The sequence below is a fragment of the Ruegeria sp. N7 genome (assembly GCF_056531345.1).
This window is the reverse complement of the sequence record NZ_JBQFLR010000001.1, coordinates 810,626-823,666: the sequence shown is the minus strand read 5'-3', so window position 1 is coordinate 823,666 and position 13,041 is coordinate 810,626. Positions and strand designations below refer to the sequence as shown.

General features: G+C 56.6%; 19 protein-coding genes. 9 read left to right on the top strand and 10 right to left on the bottom strand.

Annotated elements, in window-relative coordinates; translation table 11 throughout:
- Positions 1–45: 45 nt before the first annotated feature.
- Complete coding sequence (locus tag ACR0ES_RS04100; RefSeq protein ID WP_480484210.1) at positions 46–924, bottom strand: alpha/beta fold hydrolase; 879 nt, start codon at positions 922–924, stop codon at positions 46–48.
- Positions 925–1,045: 121 nt separating this feature from the next.
- Between ACR0ES_RS04100 and ppk2 the strand changes: the two genes are divergently transcribed.
- Both ppk2 and ACR0ES_RS04090 read left to right on the top strand, forming a co-directional pair.
- A complete protein-coding gene (gene ppk2 / locus ACR0ES_RS04095) occupies positions 1,046–1,969 on the top strand; it encodes a polyphosphate kinase 2 (RefSeq protein WP_480484209.1) in 924 nt (307 codons plus the stop codon).
- Positions 1,970–2,076: 107 nt separating this feature from the next.
- The gene (locus ACR0ES_RS04090) at positions 2,077–3,447 is read left to right on the top strand and encodes an MATE family efflux transporter (RefSeq protein ID WP_480484274.1); all 1,371 of its coding nucleotides are present in this window, start codon (positions 2,077–2,079) and stop codon (positions 3,445–3,447) included.
- On the opposite strand, the gene ACR0ES_RS04085 is transcribed toward ACR0ES_RS04090, so the two are convergent.
- Both ACR0ES_RS04085 and ACR0ES_RS04080 read right to left on the bottom strand, forming a co-directional pair.
- Entirely contained in the window at positions 3,444–3,845 is a 402-nt protein-coding gene (locus ACR0ES_RS04085; protein WP_480473472.1) for a hypothetical protein, read from the bottom strand. The two genes, ACR0ES_RS04090 and ACR0ES_RS04085, sit on opposite strands and share 4 nt — an antisense overlap.
- Positions 3,846–3,847: 2 nt before the next feature.
- The gene (locus ACR0ES_RS04080; RefSeq protein WP_480484208.1) at positions 3,848–5,050 is read right to left on the bottom strand and encodes a pyridoxal phosphate-dependent aminotransferase; all 1,203 of its coding nucleotides are present in this window, start codon (positions 5,048–5,050) and stop codon (positions 3,848–3,850) included.
- A 92-nt stretch (positions 5,051–5,142) separates the two neighbouring features.
- On the opposite strand from ACR0ES_RS04080, the gene ACR0ES_RS04075 reads away from it, so the two are divergent.
- The 3 genes from ACR0ES_RS04075 to ACR0ES_RS04065 all read left to right on the top strand — a co-directional run bounded on the left by ACR0ES_RS04075 (position 5,143) and on the right by ACR0ES_RS04065 (position 6,365).
- Positions 5,143–5,535, top strand: a complete 393-nt coding sequence (locus ACR0ES_RS04075; RefSeq protein ID WP_267366820.1) for a helix-turn-helix domain-containing protein — start codon at positions 5,143–5,145, stop codon at positions 5,533–5,535.
- 29 nt (positions 5,536–5,564) lie between these two features.
- Positions 5,565–5,789 carry a succinate dehydrogenase assembly factor 2 gene (locus ACR0ES_RS04070; protein WP_480565240.1) on the top strand — a complete coding sequence of 75 codons (225 nt, stop codon included), beginning with the start codon at positions 5,565–5,567 and terminating at the stop codon, positions 5,787–5,789.
- A 78-nt stretch (positions 5,790–5,867) separates the two neighbouring features.
- Positions 5,868–6,365 carry a MarR family winged helix-turn-helix transcriptional regulator gene (locus ACR0ES_RS04065; protein ID WP_480484207.1) on the top strand — a complete coding sequence of 166 codons (498 nt, stop codon included), beginning with the start codon at positions 5,868–5,870 and terminating at the stop codon, positions 6,363–6,365.
- Here the strand turns inward: ACR0ES_RS04065 and ACR0ES_RS04060 are convergent, their stop codons facing one another.
- From ACR0ES_RS04060 to ACR0ES_RS04050, 3 genes are read right to left on the bottom strand one after another with little or no spacing between them, the layout of a single operon-like run.
- Positions 6,366–7,079, bottom strand: coding sequence for a DUF1194 domain-containing protein (locus ACR0ES_RS04060; RefSeq protein WP_480869579.1), 714 nt, complete (start codon positions 7,077–7,079; stop codon positions 6,366–6,368). It abuts the gene before it with no gap.
- On the bottom strand, positions 7,076–7,777 hold the full coding sequence (locus ACR0ES_RS04055) for a DUF1194 domain-containing protein (RefSeq protein WP_480869577.1): 702 nt from the start codon (positions 7,775–7,777) through the stop codon (positions 7,076–7,078). The genes ACR0ES_RS04060 and ACR0ES_RS04055 overlap by 4 nt, the downstream gene beginning before the upstream one ends.
- Positions 7,774–8,202: a VOC family protein gene (locus tag ACR0ES_RS04050; RefSeq protein WP_209503395.1), complete on the bottom strand. Its 429-nt coding sequence runs from the start codon at positions 8,200–8,202 to the stop codon at positions 7,774–7,776. Before ACR0ES_RS04050 ends, ACR0ES_RS04055 begins: the two co-directional genes overlap by 4 nt.
- A gap of 176 nt (positions 8,203–8,378) precedes the next feature.
- Here ACR0ES_RS04050 and thyX point away from each other — a divergent pair, with 176 nt between their 5' ends.
- Positions 8,379–9,287, top strand: coding sequence for an FAD-dependent thymidylate synthase (gene thyX, locus ACR0ES_RS04045; protein WP_480484204.1), 909 nt, complete (start codon positions 8,379–8,381; stop codon positions 9,285–9,287).
- Between the two features lie 61 nt (positions 9,288–9,348).
- Positions 9,349–9,657, top strand: a complete 309-nt coding sequence (locus ACR0ES_RS04040) for a hypothetical protein (protein WP_480484203.1) — start codon at positions 9,349–9,351, stop codon at positions 9,655–9,657.
- Positions 9,658–9,741: 84 nt separating this feature from the next.
- On the opposite strand, the gene ACR0ES_RS04035 is transcribed toward ACR0ES_RS04040, so the two are convergent.
- Entirely contained in the window at positions 9,742–9,948 is a 207-nt protein-coding gene (locus tag ACR0ES_RS04035) for a cold-shock protein (RefSeq protein WP_008758035.1), read from the bottom strand.
- A 214-nt stretch (positions 9,949–10,162) separates the two neighbouring features.
- Here ACR0ES_RS04035 and ACR0ES_RS04030 point away from each other — a divergent pair, with 214 nt between their 5' ends.
- Together ACR0ES_RS04030 and ACR0ES_RS04025 are read left to right on the top strand one after the other, a co-directional pair.
- The gene (locus ACR0ES_RS04030; protein WP_480869574.1) at positions 10,163–10,480 is read left to right on the top strand and encodes an ArsC/Spx/MgsR family protein; all 318 of its coding nucleotides are present in this window, start codon (positions 10,163–10,165) and stop codon (positions 10,478–10,480) included.
- Between the two features lie 41 nt (positions 10,481–10,521).
- Positions 10,522–10,890 (top strand): hypothetical protein, encoded by a 369-nt coding sequence (locus ACR0ES_RS04025; RefSeq protein ID WP_480484201.1) that lies wholly within the window; start codon positions 10,522–10,524, stop codon positions 10,888–10,890.
- Between the two features lies 1 nt (position 10,891).
- Here the strand turns inward: ACR0ES_RS04025 and ACR0ES_RS04020 are convergent, their stop codons facing one another.
- Genes ACR0ES_RS04020 through bufB form a run of 3 tightly spaced genes read right to left on the bottom strand, consistent with a single transcriptional unit; the run spans position 10,892 to position 13,022 of the window.
- Entirely contained in the window at positions 10,892–11,410 is a 519-nt protein-coding gene (locus ACR0ES_RS04020; RefSeq protein ID WP_480504609.1) for a DoxX family protein, read from the bottom strand.
- Positions 11,407–12,168: an HvfC/BufC family peptide modification chaperone gene (locus ACR0ES_RS04015; RefSeq protein WP_480869571.1), complete on the bottom strand. Its 762-nt coding sequence runs from the start codon at positions 12,166–12,168 to the stop codon at positions 11,407–11,409. The genes ACR0ES_RS04020 and ACR0ES_RS04015 overlap by 4 nt, the downstream gene beginning before the upstream one ends.
- Complete coding sequence (gene bufB / locus ACR0ES_RS04010) at positions 12,165–13,022, bottom strand: MNIO family bufferin maturase (RefSeq protein ID WP_480869568.1); 858 nt, start codon at positions 13,020–13,022, stop codon at positions 12,165–12,167. The genes ACR0ES_RS04015 and bufB overlap by 4 nt, the downstream gene beginning before the upstream one ends.
- Positions 13,023–13,041: the final 19 nt, after the last annotated feature.

The following is a 13,041-nucleotide window of genomic DNA, read 5'->3' as shown; positions in this document are numbered from 1 at the left end:
CGACAAAGGCTGCCTGGCTTGCCGTTGCGCGCGGGTGGGGCCTGATTACGTCAGGCCAGTCCATTCCAGAATGGCCTGCGCCACGGCCCGCGGGTTTTGATGATGCAACCAATGATCGGTCCCAGGGATCGTGACACGGGTGAGGTGGGTGGCAAACGCCTCCAGCCCCTCAGTGGCTTCCGGTAAAAGGGCTTTGTCATCCGGCCCCCAAATCAACAAGTGCGGACACCTGACATGCAACCGGTCGAGCGGCAGGTCGGGCAGGTCTGTCGCGGGGACACCGGGTTTGGCGACAACCAACGGAGAGGCTCTGTACCAGTTCAGCATCGCCTGCAGCCGACCGGGTCGGGCCCATTCAGTGCGGTAGTCGGCCATGCGAGCTTCGGTCAACCAGTCCAGCCCCATACCATGGCGAAAGAACTGTTCCAGCATCGCAAAGTTGTTTTCGGACAGTTTTTGTGCGGCATCGGGTGCTCGCAGCAGATTGATATATTGCGAGGCTGTGGATTGTGCGCCACCTGAGGCCATGGCGCGTTGAAACGGCACCGGATGTACGCCGTTTGCAATGATTAACCGATCAACGAGTTCCGGGCGGAACATGGCAACGCCATAAGCCACCGATGCGCCCCAGTCGTGACCCAGCAGCGCAACTGGCGCGCCGCAGGTTTCAATCAGTGCGGCCATGTCTGTGACCAGTTGCGACAGGGTATAGTTCTGCACCCCTTCGGGACACCAGCTTTGGCCATAACCGCGCTGGTCCGGAGCAATACAATAAAAGCGTTCTGCCAGATGAGGCGCAAGATCGGCCCAGGCACCGCTGTATTCGGGGAAACCATGCAGCATCAATAATGGTGGCGCGGCTTTGTCGCCCCATGTCCTGACGTGGAAAGAATGGCCGTTCAGCTTGAAAAAAGACGTCTGCATTGGAACAAGGGATCCGCGCTGGAAATCATGGGTTTTTGAGGCATCTATTTGACACCAATCAAAGCGCATTTCCGAGCTTTCTGCTAGCCACCCTTCAGGACAGTAGAAAAGGACAGGATGTATGGACGCCATTGCCACGACCAACGCAGAACCCACCCAGATCAAGACCACGCTCACCAAAGACACCGACCCTTCAGCGCCCAGCCCCGAGAAAATCCGGCAGGCGTTTGAAAGTGGGAAATACCCCTATGGCCGCAAAATGGCCCGGTCGGTGTATGAGACGCAAAAAGCCAATCTGCAGGCCGAGCTTTTGAAGGTTCAGCTGTGGGCGCAGGAAACGGGGCAGCGGTTTGTCTTGTTGTTCGAAGGGCGCGATGCCGCCGGCAAAGGGGGTACGATCAAGCGGTTCATGGAGCACCTGAACCCGCGTCAGGCCCGTGTCGTTGCATTGAACAAACCCACCTGGGAAGAGAAAGGCCAGTGGTACTACCAGCGCTACATTCAAGAGATGCCGACCGTGGGCGAGATGGTGTTCTATGACCGGTCCTGGTACAACCGCGCGGGTGTGGAGCGGGTCATGGGGTTCTGCACGCCCAACGAATATCTTGAGTTCATGCGGCAAACGCCCGAGTTGGAACGGATGTTGGTGCGCTCGGGCATTCAGCTATACAAATACTGGTTCTCGGTTACACAGCAAGAGCAGCAACGCCGTTTCAAAAGCCGTGAAACCGACCCCTTGAAGCAATGGAAACTGTCGCCCATCGACAAGGCGAGCCTCAGCAAGTGGGATGATTATACCGAGGCGAAAGAAGCCATGTTCTTTTACACGGATACGGCTGACGCACCCTGGACGATTATCAAGTCAAATGACAAGAAACGCGCACGCCTGAACTGCATGCGTCACTTCCTGTCCTCGCTGGATTACCCTGGCAAGGATCACGATATCGTGTGCGAGCCTGATCCGCTGATCGTAGGGCAGGCGCATCACGTTATTCACCGGTCCGAGCATATTCTGGGCACCGCGTTGCATCCCGACGCCCGCTGAGCATCAAAATGCCCGGCCACAGGGAAAGGTCGGGCACCAAAGTCTCAATCTGAAATATTGCAGATCCGCTCTTGTCCCGCGCCAAAGCCGCGCATATGGCTGGAGCGATGACAAAGGTGATGACATACCCGGCCCATTTTCGGGCAATTGCCGTTCTCGGCCTGCCACTGGTTGGCGGTCATCTGGCGCAATACGCAATCGGCTTGACCGACACCATCATGCTGGGTTGGTACGGGGTCGAGGCGTTGGCGGCCGTTACCTTGGCCAACAGTTATTATTTCGTGTTGTTTTTGTTTGGTGCGGGATTTGGATGGGCCGTCATGCCCATGGTTGCCACAGCGGCGGCGGAAGGGGACGAGACCAGCATTCGCCGCTCGACCCGGATGGGGCTATGGTTGTCGTTGCTGTATGCCGTGGTTGTCATGCCCTTGCTGTGGTGGTCCTATCCGATCCTGATCGCCATGAAGCAGGAACCGCAAATTGCTGAAACCGCAGCCGAATATCTGCGAGTTGCCGGTTGGGGATTGTTTCCGGCCCTCATTGTGATGGTGTTGAAAAGCTATCTGGCGGCATTGGAGCGAACGCAGATTGTTTTGTGGATCACAATTGCGGCGGCGGCTGTGAACGGGCTGACCAATTATGCGCTGATCTTCGGCAACTGGGGTGCCCCCGAACTGGGCGTGACAGGGGCGGCAATCGCCTCGATCACGACACAAGTTGTTTCGCTGATCGCGGTTGTTATCTATGTGATCCGGACGTTGCCAGAGCACAGCCTATTCCAGCGGTTCTGGCGACCGGATTGGGAAATGTTTGCCAGCGTATGGAAGTTGGGTGTACCCATCGGCTTGACCACATTGGCCGAAGTTTCACTGTTCGCGACTTCTGCGGTGATGATGGGCTGGCTGGGTCAGGTCCCGCTGGCTGCGCATGGGATCGCCCTGAATCTGGCTTCTGCCACTTTCATGGTTCACCTGGGGTTATCAAATGCGGCGACCATCCGGGCTGGCAATGCGCTGGGTCGTCGGGACAGGGCGCATCTGGAAAAGGGTGCAATTTCCGTGACTGGTATGTCGCTGGTCATGTCGGTGGCAACCATCATTCTGTTCCTGACCTGCGCCGAGCCTTTGATTTCCCTGTTCATGGAAACAGATGACCCGCAGCGGGGCCAAATCCTGACTATCGGTACCGGATTGCTTGCCATGGCGGCTTTGTTTCAGCTGGTCGACGGCGCGCAGGTGATTGCGCTGGGCCTGCTGCGCGGGTTGCAGGATGCCAAGATCCCAATGGTCATGGCGGCGCTCAGCTATTGGGTCGTAGGGATTCCCGCGTCGTATTATTTCGGCTTTGTCCGTCATATGGACGGCATCGGCGTCTGGCTGGGCCTGGTGCTTGGTCTCGCCTTCGCAGCCGTGCTTCTCATGACCCGATTCTGGATGTATTCGGTACAGCAGATACAGGCATCGGCCGAGCCCGCCTAGTCTTTGTCCAGCCGATCTGCCTTTTTTCGCACCAGTACCGTACGCAGGTCGTGCATGGCCATCAATAACCTGTCTGTCACATCCTCCAGCTGCGTGTCGCTTGCCTTGGACTGTGCCCATTGCGTGGTCAGATTCAGATAGTCGACCGCGCGATGGATATCGTCAATGTCGCGCTGGGCCAGCAGGGCCCGGCGCTCTTCCATCCATTGGGCAATCTCGGCCTGATCCCGGTCTGACAACGTCCGCTGCCCGTGCGGCTTGACCTCGCCATTGCGGATATTGATGACGGCAATCTGGTCCATCTCGATCCGGCGCTGACGGTTTTCCGTATCGATCCGAAACACCGCAGCACCGTTTTCACGTATGCGAAAGTAATACTCAGGCAGTTCGGCGGACATGGTCACCTCAGAGAAGCACAAAAACGCTGGATGCGGCTGCAAGCTTCGGTCAGTGCCGCGTCGGACGTAGCATAGCTGACGCGGAAATTCGGCGACAGGCCAAAGGCGGCGCCAAATACAACGGCCACGTCGGCTTCTTCCAGAAGTGCGGTTGCAAAGGCTTCGTCGTCTACCAGAACGGTCCCAGCGGGCGTCGTCTTCCCGATCAATCCGGCGATAGACGGATAGACATAAAAGGCCCCTTCGGGTGTGGGGCAGGTGACGCCATCAATCTCGTTCAGCATCCGAACCACCAGATCGCGCCGGCGCCTGAATGTCTCGTTATTCGGGGCCAGAAAATCCTGAGTTCCGTTCAGGGCCTCGACGGCAGCCCACTGACTGACCGAGCAGGGGTTCGAGGTGGATTGCGACTGGATCTTGCGCATGGCCGCGATGATTTCGACCGGACCGGCAGCATAACCGATGCGCCAACCGGTCATGGCATAGGCTTTTGAAACCCCGTTGCAGGTGAGGGTTCGGTCAAATAGACCGGGTTCAACCTCGGCCGGGGTGCAGAACTCAAACCCGTCATAGGCCAGATGTTCGTACATGTCGTCCGACATGATCCAGACATGCGGATGACGCATCAGAACATCGGTCAGCGCCTTCAGTTCATCCCGACTGTACCCTGCGCCCGTTGGGTTCGAAGGCGAGTTAAAGATGAACCACTTTGTCTTGGGCGTGATGGCGGCTTCCAGTTGTTCTGGGGTCAGCTTGAAACTGTTTTCCAGCGTCGTCTCGACCACAACAGGGGTGCCACCGGCCAAAAGCACCATATCGGGGTAGCTGACCCAGTACGGTGCAGGGATGATCACCTCGTCGCCTTCATTCATCGTCGCCATCAGAGCATTGTACAGCGTTTGCTTGCCACCGGTCCCGACCGAGATCTGGGCCGGCGAATAGTCCAGCCCGTGGTCACGTTTCATCTTGGCACATGCCGCTTGTTTCAACTCGGGGATACCGTCCGGCGCGGTGTATTTGGTTTTGCCTGCTGCGATGGCCGCAACAGCGGCGTCTTTGATGTTCTGGGGCGTGTCAAAATCCGGCTCACCAGCGCTTAGGCCGATGACATCACGTCCGGCGGCCTTCAGCTCGGCTGCCTTGGCTGTCATGGCGATGGTGGGTGAAGGTTTGACGCGTGACAGTGTCGCAGACAGAAAACTCATGCTCGGCCTCGGTTTGTATGTTCAGCCCGACTGTCATAGGGTGCGTCCGAGTGACGATCAAGCAGTATAGACAATGTGAGATGGAGACCCGAATGAATGATGAAAACGACTGGTACGGTCCGGATTCTGCGACATTCGGAGACCGTCTGGCAGGCGCACGCGAAGCCGCGGGAATGACGCAGGCGCAACTGGCGCGGCGTCTTGGGGTCAAAAAGGCGACAATTTCAGATTGGGAAAACGATCTGTCCGAACCCCGGGCCAACAGGCTGTCAATGATGGCGGGCATGGTCAATGTCTCAATCATGTGGTTGTTGACCGGCGAGGGCGACGGCATGGATGCGCCCGTGGATGAGGGCGAAGGCGGGATGGAACTGTCCTCGGCCGTGGCCGAACTGCGCGCCATCCGTGCGGAAATGCGCGCCTGTTCTGAACGTGCAGCGCGTCTGGAAAAGAAAATGCGTCAGATGCTGGAGCAGAAGAATTGAGCGAACCCCGGGATGTGCGTATCAAGCGCATGCAAATGCGGTCGATGCGACGCGGCATCAAAGAGATGGACATTATCCTGTCCGCCTATGCGGGGCGCAACCTGGCCGACATGGATGCCGACGGTCTGGATGTCTATGACGCGCTGTTGCATGAAAACGATCAGGACCTTTATCAATGGGTTACAGGGCAGGTGCAGCCTCCGGCGCGATTTGCCAGCCTGATTGCAGACATAGCTCAAACCTTTCAGAAATAAGGCAAAGTTCCGCTTAACCGATTTTTCGGATTTTCGGTTCATCGTGTGTCAAACAGCGCGACTGAATCGGAGGGTCGGATGAGTATGGAAATGCAGGTCTCCACGCCAGAGACTAAGGGTTTCATAACCAGCTATCTTGAGGCGCTGGCCCTTGTGGAGCGACTGCACCGGTTGTTGCTGGATGTCATCAAGGATGAGTTTGAGCGCGTCGGCGTATTGGAAATCAATGCGGTTCAGGCGTTGTTGCTGTTCAATATCGGTGATCACGAAGTCACGGCAGGCGAGCTGAAAAGCCGTGGGTACTATCAGGGCAGCAATGTCAGCTATAACCTCAAGAAACTGGTTGAGATGGGCTATATGCACCACCAAAGATGCGAGATTGATCGCCGTTCAGTTCGCGTGCGCCTGACGCCGCAAGGCAGGGAAATCCGCAATATCGTGTCCAAGCTGTTTGCGCGTCACGCCGAAGGCCTGCAAGGCAGGGGGGTGCTTGGGCTTGAAGGCATCGAAGATATCACCAGTTCGCTGCGTCGCGTTGAACGGTACTGGACGGATCAGATAAGGTATATCTATTGATCAGTGGCGGGCGTCAGACAGGACAAGACTGTCCAGCTCACGAAGAAGTTTGCGAGTCATGGCCTCTTCATACGCCTCAAAGCCCAGTGCCACTTCTACGAACGCGTTTGGCCCCAAAATGACCCAGGCTGAATAATAAGCTGAAAGTTCACCCACCTGAACATATCTCCGATCACCTTCCTTCGGATCGTCAGCGCCGATCACCAGCCCGTTAATCGTGATCCCGCCATGTCGTAAACTGGCTTTCACATCCCGTGGATGCGGTCCAAGGTTATGTTTACCATCTCCGGACAGATCCAGCGTACGGCGCCAGCACTCCCTTTGCTGATCAAGCAGGGAAGAGCCAAATAACATGGCCGACCCTACCGCCGTTCCTTGCGGTGCTGTGCTGCGCGAGGTCCGGATCAAGCGATCACTGATTGCGATCAGGTCGGCGGGGGACCGTACTTCTGTCCACTCCAGCAGCATCCGTTCATGTCCCCGCTCGCTCCATTCGAAGATCGCCAGACGTAAGGAGGTTGCGCCGTCCGACAACATCAGCTGGCTGACTTCGGGGCGGCTCAGGGCCGACGCCAGCCCGTCCAGTTGCAGCCTGTATTCCCGGCTGTCCACCGAACCCGACACATCCAGCCCCAGCGCAAGGGCCTGCCGGCATTCGCCAAAGGCAGGTCCTGATATCAGGCAAGCCAGAAAGACGATCACCTGACGTATCATGGGCCTTCATTCCGTAATGCACTGATTTGCAGACCGCTCAGTTCCCGTTTCAGTTTCTTTCGCATGGCGCGCTCGAAATCTTCAAACCCGGTGGCAATTTCCAAAAAGGCGCCGGGCCCGTGCAGGACGTTATTTTCGAAGAAAGGGATCAGGAACAGCTCTCCCTCGAAATCCGCCGCGTTGATCACAAGCCCATTCACGACAATGTTTTGGAAGGGAAAGTGCCGATAGGCGATCTGCGGCCCATAGCCATCGTTGTTCGTGCCGTCGCCGGACAGGTCAATGGTTTGAAACAAGCATTGCGGCGCTTGCTCCATAAGGGTTGCACCGTATGCCAACGCATAGCCCATAGCTGTTGCCGATCCGCCGTCAGATCGGACGGATTGGCTGACCTGGCTGGATGCGAACAGCAGATCACCAACGTCATCGATCATTGTCCAGTTCAGGACGACATTTTGGGTTGAGCGGCCACTCCACTCATATACCGCCAGGGCAACGGGCATCGGTGAAGAAAAGAAGGCCTCTTGCACTTCGGGTGCAATCAAGGCGGCGGCTAACCCCTGCCGTTGCAACACATCTTCGGCCTCATCGACTGAAACGGAAATATCCATCGCCAAGGCCAGCGCCAAGCGACATTGCTCGGCCTTGACAGGGCTGGCCTGAACGACCAGCCCAAACGCTATCAGCCAACGGATCACCAGTGACCACTGCTCTCCATGCTGGCCCAGGGTTCGGCTGGTTCAAGTGCTTCGCCATTCTGCAGAAGCTCAACCGAGATATTGTCGGGCGATCGAACGAAAGCCATGCGACCATCCCTTGGCGGGCGATTGATCGTAACGCCGTTGTTCTGAAGATGTTGGCAAACCTCGTAGATATTATCGACACCGTAGGCCAGATGGCCGAAGTGACGGCTGTCGGCGGGCAACTCATCATCGCCGTCCCAATTGTACGTCAACTCGATCGGCGCGTCTTCTTGTCCCGGAGGGGCCATGAAGATCAGAGAAAATCGCCCGGCTTCACTGTCATACCGGCGTGTTTCTTTCAGACCCAGAAGCTCGTAAAACGCCATGGATTTTTCCAGATCCTTCACGCGGACCATGGTGTGAAGATATTTCAGCGCCATTTCGGCCATCCTTTTTCGACTCACATTGCCAAGAGCTTAGCGCTCCGCCTCGATGTGTCGATAGAGCCCTCAGCAGCAATTTGTTTTTTGCGTCCGCTGCGGCATATATCGCGGTTCCTGTGCCGGGATCGGCGATATATAGTAGCAGGCGACTCATTGCCAGAAAGGAAGATTCGATGCCGCTGTCCCCTGACCAACAGGCCGAGATCGACGCGCAACGCGCGCAATCGCATCCCACGCGTCGAGTTGTCTCGGCGGGAATGGAAGACCACCTGTACACGGCGCATCAGGTTCTGGATCATGGCTTTGTCCGCGTGATCGACTATATGGGGGACGATGCCGCCATCTGTCAGGCTGCGCGCGTTTCATATGGCACAGGCACCAAATCCGTTCAGAATGACGAGGGGTTGATCCGGTATCTGATGCGGCACTGGCATTCCACGCCATTCGAAATGTGCGAAGTCAAATTGCATGTGAAATTGCCTGTGTTCGTGGCGCGGCAGTGGATCCGGCACCGGACCGCCAATGTGAATGAATACTCGGCACGGTACTCAATTCTGGATCGCGAGTTTTATATCCCAGCCCCAGAACATGTGGCGGCACAGTCCGAAGTGAACAATCAGGGCCGTGGGGCAACGTTGGAAGGCGAAGAGGCCGCGCGCGTATTGGAAACCCTCAAGGCCGACAGCACGCGGTGCTATGACAATTACGAGTCCATGATCAGCCAGGACGGGCAGCAGGGGCTAGCACGTGAACTGGCCCGCATGAACCTACCCGCAAACGTCTATACGCAATGGTATTGGAAGGTGGATCTGCATAATCTGTTCCACTTCCTGCGCCTGCGGGCCGACCCGCACGCTCAGTATGAAATCCGCGTTTATGCCGAGGCGATGTGCAAGATCGTCGCTGATTGGGTGCCGTTTGCGTATAAGGCGTTCGAGGATTACCGGCTGGGTGCGGTGAACCTGTCTGCCCAGATGGTCGAAAGCCTGCAACGCATGCTGGCAGGAGAGGCGGTCACGCAAGAAAACTCGGGGATGACAGCGCGCGAATGGCGTGAGTTCGAGGCGATCATTCGCAAATAGAGCTGACGAGCTGCATAGCTTTTGTCTATACGTGTCGTCATGGAATTGTTACACTTGTTCCATGGCCCGCATTTTGCATTTTGCTCTGTTATGTCTGTTTTTTGGTCTCGCCTTGCCTGCGCAGGCCAAGTCCCCCATAGCTGAGGTTTTGTGCGAACCGACGCTCCGGTTGCACCAGAAACTGGAAAGGCAGTTCGGTGCGCGGCGCGTGGCATCGGGTGTTCGCGGGCCGGAACAGATTATGGAAGTCTGGGCAAGTCAGCACGGGGACTGGACCATGGTTGTCACCTACGCGACAGGCACATCCTGCATCGTTGCCATGGGCGAAAACTGGAATACCCACGCCGACGCCAAGCCCGCGCGAGGGTAATGGAACGAAACCGGTGGGGGATGGATAACGGCCGGAAATTGGCCGTCATCCTTAATGATCAACCGCGTGTTTAGCGGGATGTCGTTACAGTGGTTTCAAATCAGCTGCCATTTGGCGGCCGTCGCGTCCGTCCTGCAACTCGTACGAAACTTTTTGGTTGTCTGCGAGTCCGGTGAGGCCGGACCGTTCTACGGCCGAGATATGTACAAACACATCTTTGCCCCCTTCGTCAGGGGCAATAAATCCATAGCCTTTAGTGGTATTGAACCATTTCACGGTGCCGGTTGGCATGTCCCGTGTCTCCTTCTACTTACGCATTGTCCCACAAATTGGTGGGGGCTGTGGTCAGCGTCACCACGAAAAAGTTGTTTTGGCACTGGCTGAACAGTCCAATTCGTGTGTTTCGCCTTTTTCAACATTGCACGGTGAAGTAAAAAATCAAGAATAACCGCAAGAAGCGGGCAAGATTGCTTAAAATCAAAGCATGGGCAGGAGCGTCAAAGACATGCAGCTTTATGGATTGAAAAACTGTGACACCTGTCGCAAGGCATTGAAATCGCTGCCAGACGTCAAATTTTCTGATGTACGCAGCGACGGTGTGCCGGATTCGGTGCTGTCACGGGCCTTTGCCGAGTTCGGCAATGACTTGCTTAATACCAGATCGACGACATGGCGCGGATTGGACCAAACCCAGCGTGCCAAGGCCCCTTTGGAGCTTTTGAAAGAGCACCCGACCCTGATGAAACGCCCATTGATCGAAGTCGATGGCAGGCTGTTGTTGGGTTGGACAGCTGAAACCCGTGCTCAGCTTGGCATTTCCTGAACGGGTGCTTATCTGCGTGAAAGCTACAATGAGGGTTCTCAATGCGTAATGCCGCAATGTTATTGGGTGTAATCGCCGGGTTGATCGGAATGATCGTCGGGTTCTTCGGCTATGCAAAGGTGGTCGTGGTTGACCATGTCGGCGAGATTGACGGAGTTCTAAGCCAGGTCGACAATCCTGATCTGGTGCAAGCCATTTCGATTATCGCGCCCTTGCTGGCAATCGCGGGCGGGGCCATGGCACCAGCGCGCGCGTTGATTGGCGGGGTCTTGTTGCTGGGGTCAGCGGCTGCGATGTACTACGCCTTTGGTTTTGGTGTTTTCACCATGTTCCCGATCACATTTGCCGGGATCGCCGGGATACTTGGGCTGGCCGCGGGAAAACCGGACCAGCCCAAGGCACATTTCTAAGTTACTTAAGGCGAAGGATCCGGTCGAGCGAGATCGGCCCTGCGCCGTTGATGACGATCACCAGCATCAGGAAGGTCCACATCGTGCGCTGATCCATCAGGGACGGCGCCGCGTCGAACAGGCTGCCCAGTTTCACGCCATGGCCGGTGACGTCGACAAGAGTCTGTACCCAGATAAAACCGATCATGCCCAAAGCCGCCAGACGCGAGAACAGTCCAACCAGAAGAAGGGTCGGAAGAACAAATTCGGCAATTGTTCCCATGAAGATGACGATGCGTTGGAAGAACGTCATTTGGGAGACGTCATACAGAACAGCCTCGGCCGCTTTTGGGAATATCTGACCAAAGGCACCTGCCGAAGGCGAAAAGATCGATCCGTCGATCTTCAGCATGGCTGAGTTCCAGTAATAAACCAGAAGAACCGCAACAAAGACCAGTCGTGCCAGCGTAGGGGTCAACCAGCCAGACGCAAGGTCCAGTTTTCCCATGGTGTTATTGTAGGTTGAGATCAAAGCAGTCATGTCTCCAGCCTTTCGATAGTCACAGAGGTTATTGCACCGCCCTGCAACAGCAGTGCCAGAGTGGTTCCAAGATCAAATTCAGGCAGTTCGGCAGTTGTTTTTTCAAATGCTTCACCGATTGTGTCGCCGCTCAGCATATGGGCGATCCAATCTGCACCACCTGCCGGAAGCAGATTGGGTGTGGGATCGAATTCGGCGCGGGTGATCAACACATCCTCGGCCCGTGCATCCGGTTTCGGAGCATTGGTTTCCATGTTGAAGCGCCAGATTGCGTGAATGGGCCAATCCGAGCGGATCACCTGCATGGCCGGTGCAAACTGCAATCGGGCCTGCATGACCTGTTCGGGCTCGACCGCTAGGACATCTGCCGGTGCAGGTTCGCTGTCGGAGGCGTGGTAGGACTTGCGCAAGGCAATCTCCAACCGGGCCACGTCCGGCAGGTATCCAAGGTGGGAAAGTTGAGGCATTCCGGCCAGAAAATCAGGAAACGCCTCGCCATAAAACATCATCAGCGGAGAGGAGGGCGGATGTTGACGCAGGAAAATCCCGGCCAGCCCATCCATGTTCTGCGCCCCTAGCAGTTTGGCAATCACGGGAAACGCCTGATGCATCGCCTCGGTCAGCGACACCGCAACATTGTTGCGGTACACGCTGAACCTGCGACCGGCAGGTCGCGCGCCGCCATCCAGTAATCCACCGGGAACGGGCGCTGACGCATCCATCATGGCCGCGCGGAATTCAGACTGCGAAACGCTCATACCGGTATCCGGTCCAGAGCGGATTGCGCGCGAACGGCCTCATCCCGCAGAACAGGCCAATCCGGCACATCCGTGTCCCATTCGATCAGAACGGGTTTTGGCCCCGAACGCTCCAGCACATAATCCAGCAGAGTCCACACCGGGTCGACCACTTCTCGTCCGTGACTGTCGATTAGCAGCGGATGACCGTGATCGTCTTCATCCTCATCATGGCCGCCAAGGTGAATTTCCGACACTTTTTCAAGCGGATAAGCGTCAATATAGCCTTGCGGCGAGAAATCCAGATTGGTGGCTGAGACAAAGACATTGTTTACGTCAAGCAACAGGCCGCATCCGGTGCGCTTTGCAATCTCCCTCAGGAAATCAGGTTCGGACCAGGTGCTTTCCTCGAAGGCCAGATAGCTGGACGGATTTTCCAGCAGCATCTGCCGCCCGACAGTGTGCTGGACCTGATCGATATGTTCACAAACCCGCGCTAGAGTTTCGTCTGTATAGGGCAGGGGCAGCAGGTCGTTGTAGAAATGGCTGTCATGGGTGGACCAAGCCAAATGTTCGGAAAAGCTTGCGGGGTTCAGCCAGCCGACCAAGTGTTTCAGCCGGGCCAGATGATCGGGGTCCAGCGCGCCTTCACCGCCAATGGACAGGCCAACGCCATGGACCGAGATTGGGAAATGTTCGGAAAGGTGGCGCAGCTGCGCCAAGGGCCGCCCGCCGTCGCCCATATAATTCTCGGCATGGATTTCCAACCATGCGACGGGCTGTGCGTGTTCAAGTATCTGAGCGAAGTGTTGCGGCTTGTAACCAACGCCCGGCGCTGCGGGCAGGCGGTTTGACCGGCAGGTGTCATCCAACATGGGCCAGTTCCTTGATCAC

What these genes read in the sequence shown, in the direction of transcription:
- ACR0ES_RS04100 (WP_480484210.1), bottom strand. Translation starts at nt 924, where the DNA reads ATGCAGACGTCTTTTTTCAAGCTGAACGGCCATTCTTTCCACGTCAGG.
- ppk2 (WP_480484209.1), top strand. Translation starts at nt 1,046, where the DNA reads ATGGACGCCATTGCCACGACCAACGCAGAACCCACCCAGATCAAGACC.
- ACR0ES_RS04090 (WP_480484274.1), top strand. Translation starts at nt 2,077, where the DNA reads ATGACAAAGGTGATGACATACCCGGCCCATTTTCGGGCAATTGCCGTT.
- ACR0ES_RS04085 (WP_480473472.1), bottom strand. Translation starts at nt 3,845, where the DNA reads ATGTCCGCCGAACTGCCTGAGTATTACTTTCGCATACGTGAAAACGGT.
- ACR0ES_RS04080 (WP_480484208.1), bottom strand. Translation starts at nt 5,050, where the DNA reads ATGAGTTTTCTGTCTGCGACACTGTCACGCGTCAAACCTTCACCCACC.
- ACR0ES_RS04075 (WP_267366820.1), top strand. Translation starts at nt 5,143, where the DNA reads ATGAATGATGAAAACGACTGGTACGGTCCGGATTCTGCGACATTCGGA.
- ACR0ES_RS04070 (WP_480565240.1), top strand. Translation starts at nt 5,565, where the DNA reads ATGCAAATGCGGTCGATGCGACGCGGCATCAAAGAGATGGACATTATC.
- ACR0ES_RS04065 (WP_480484207.1), top strand. Translation starts at nt 5,868, where the DNA reads ATGAGTATGGAAATGCAGGTCTCCACGCCAGAGACTAAGGGTTTCATA.
- ACR0ES_RS04060 (WP_480869579.1), bottom strand. Translation starts at nt 7,079, where the DNA reads ATGATACGTCAGGTGATCGTCTTTCTGGCTTGCCTGATATCAGGACCT.
- ACR0ES_RS04050 (WP_209503395.1), bottom strand. Translation starts at nt 8,202, where the DNA reads ATGGCGCTGAAATATCTTCACACCATGGTCCGCGTGAAGGATCTGGAA.
- thyX (WP_480484204.1), top strand. Translation starts at nt 8,379, where the DNA reads ATGCCGCTGTCCCCTGACCAACAGGCCGAGATCGACGCGCAACGCGCG.
- ACR0ES_RS04040 (WP_480484203.1), top strand. Translation starts at nt 9,349, where the DNA reads ATGGCCCGCATTTTGCATTTTGCTCTGTTATGTCTGTTTTTTGGTCTC.
- ACR0ES_RS04035 (WP_008758035.1), bottom strand. Translation starts at nt 9,948, where the DNA reads ATGCCAACCGGCACCGTGAAATGGTTCAATACCACTAAAGGCTATGGA.
- ACR0ES_RS04030 (WP_480869574.1), top strand. Translation starts at nt 10,163, where the DNA reads ATGCAGCTTTATGGATTGAAAAACTGTGACACCTGTCGCAAGGCATTG.
- ACR0ES_RS04025 (WP_480484201.1), top strand. Translation starts at nt 10,522, where the DNA reads ATGCGTAATGCCGCAATGTTATTGGGTGTAATCGCCGGGTTGATCGGA.
- ACR0ES_RS04020 (WP_480504609.1), bottom strand. Translation starts at nt 11,410, where the DNA reads ATGACTGCTTTGATCTCAACCTACAATAACACCATGGGAAAACTGGAC.
- ACR0ES_RS04015 (WP_480869571.1), bottom strand. Translation starts at nt 12,168, where the DNA reads ATGAGCGTTTCGCAGTCTGAATTCCGCGCGGCCATGATGGATGCGTCA.
- bufB (WP_480869568.1), bottom strand. Translation starts at nt 13,022, where the DNA reads ATGTTGGATGACACCTGCCGGTCAAACCGCCTGCCCGCAGCGCCGGGC.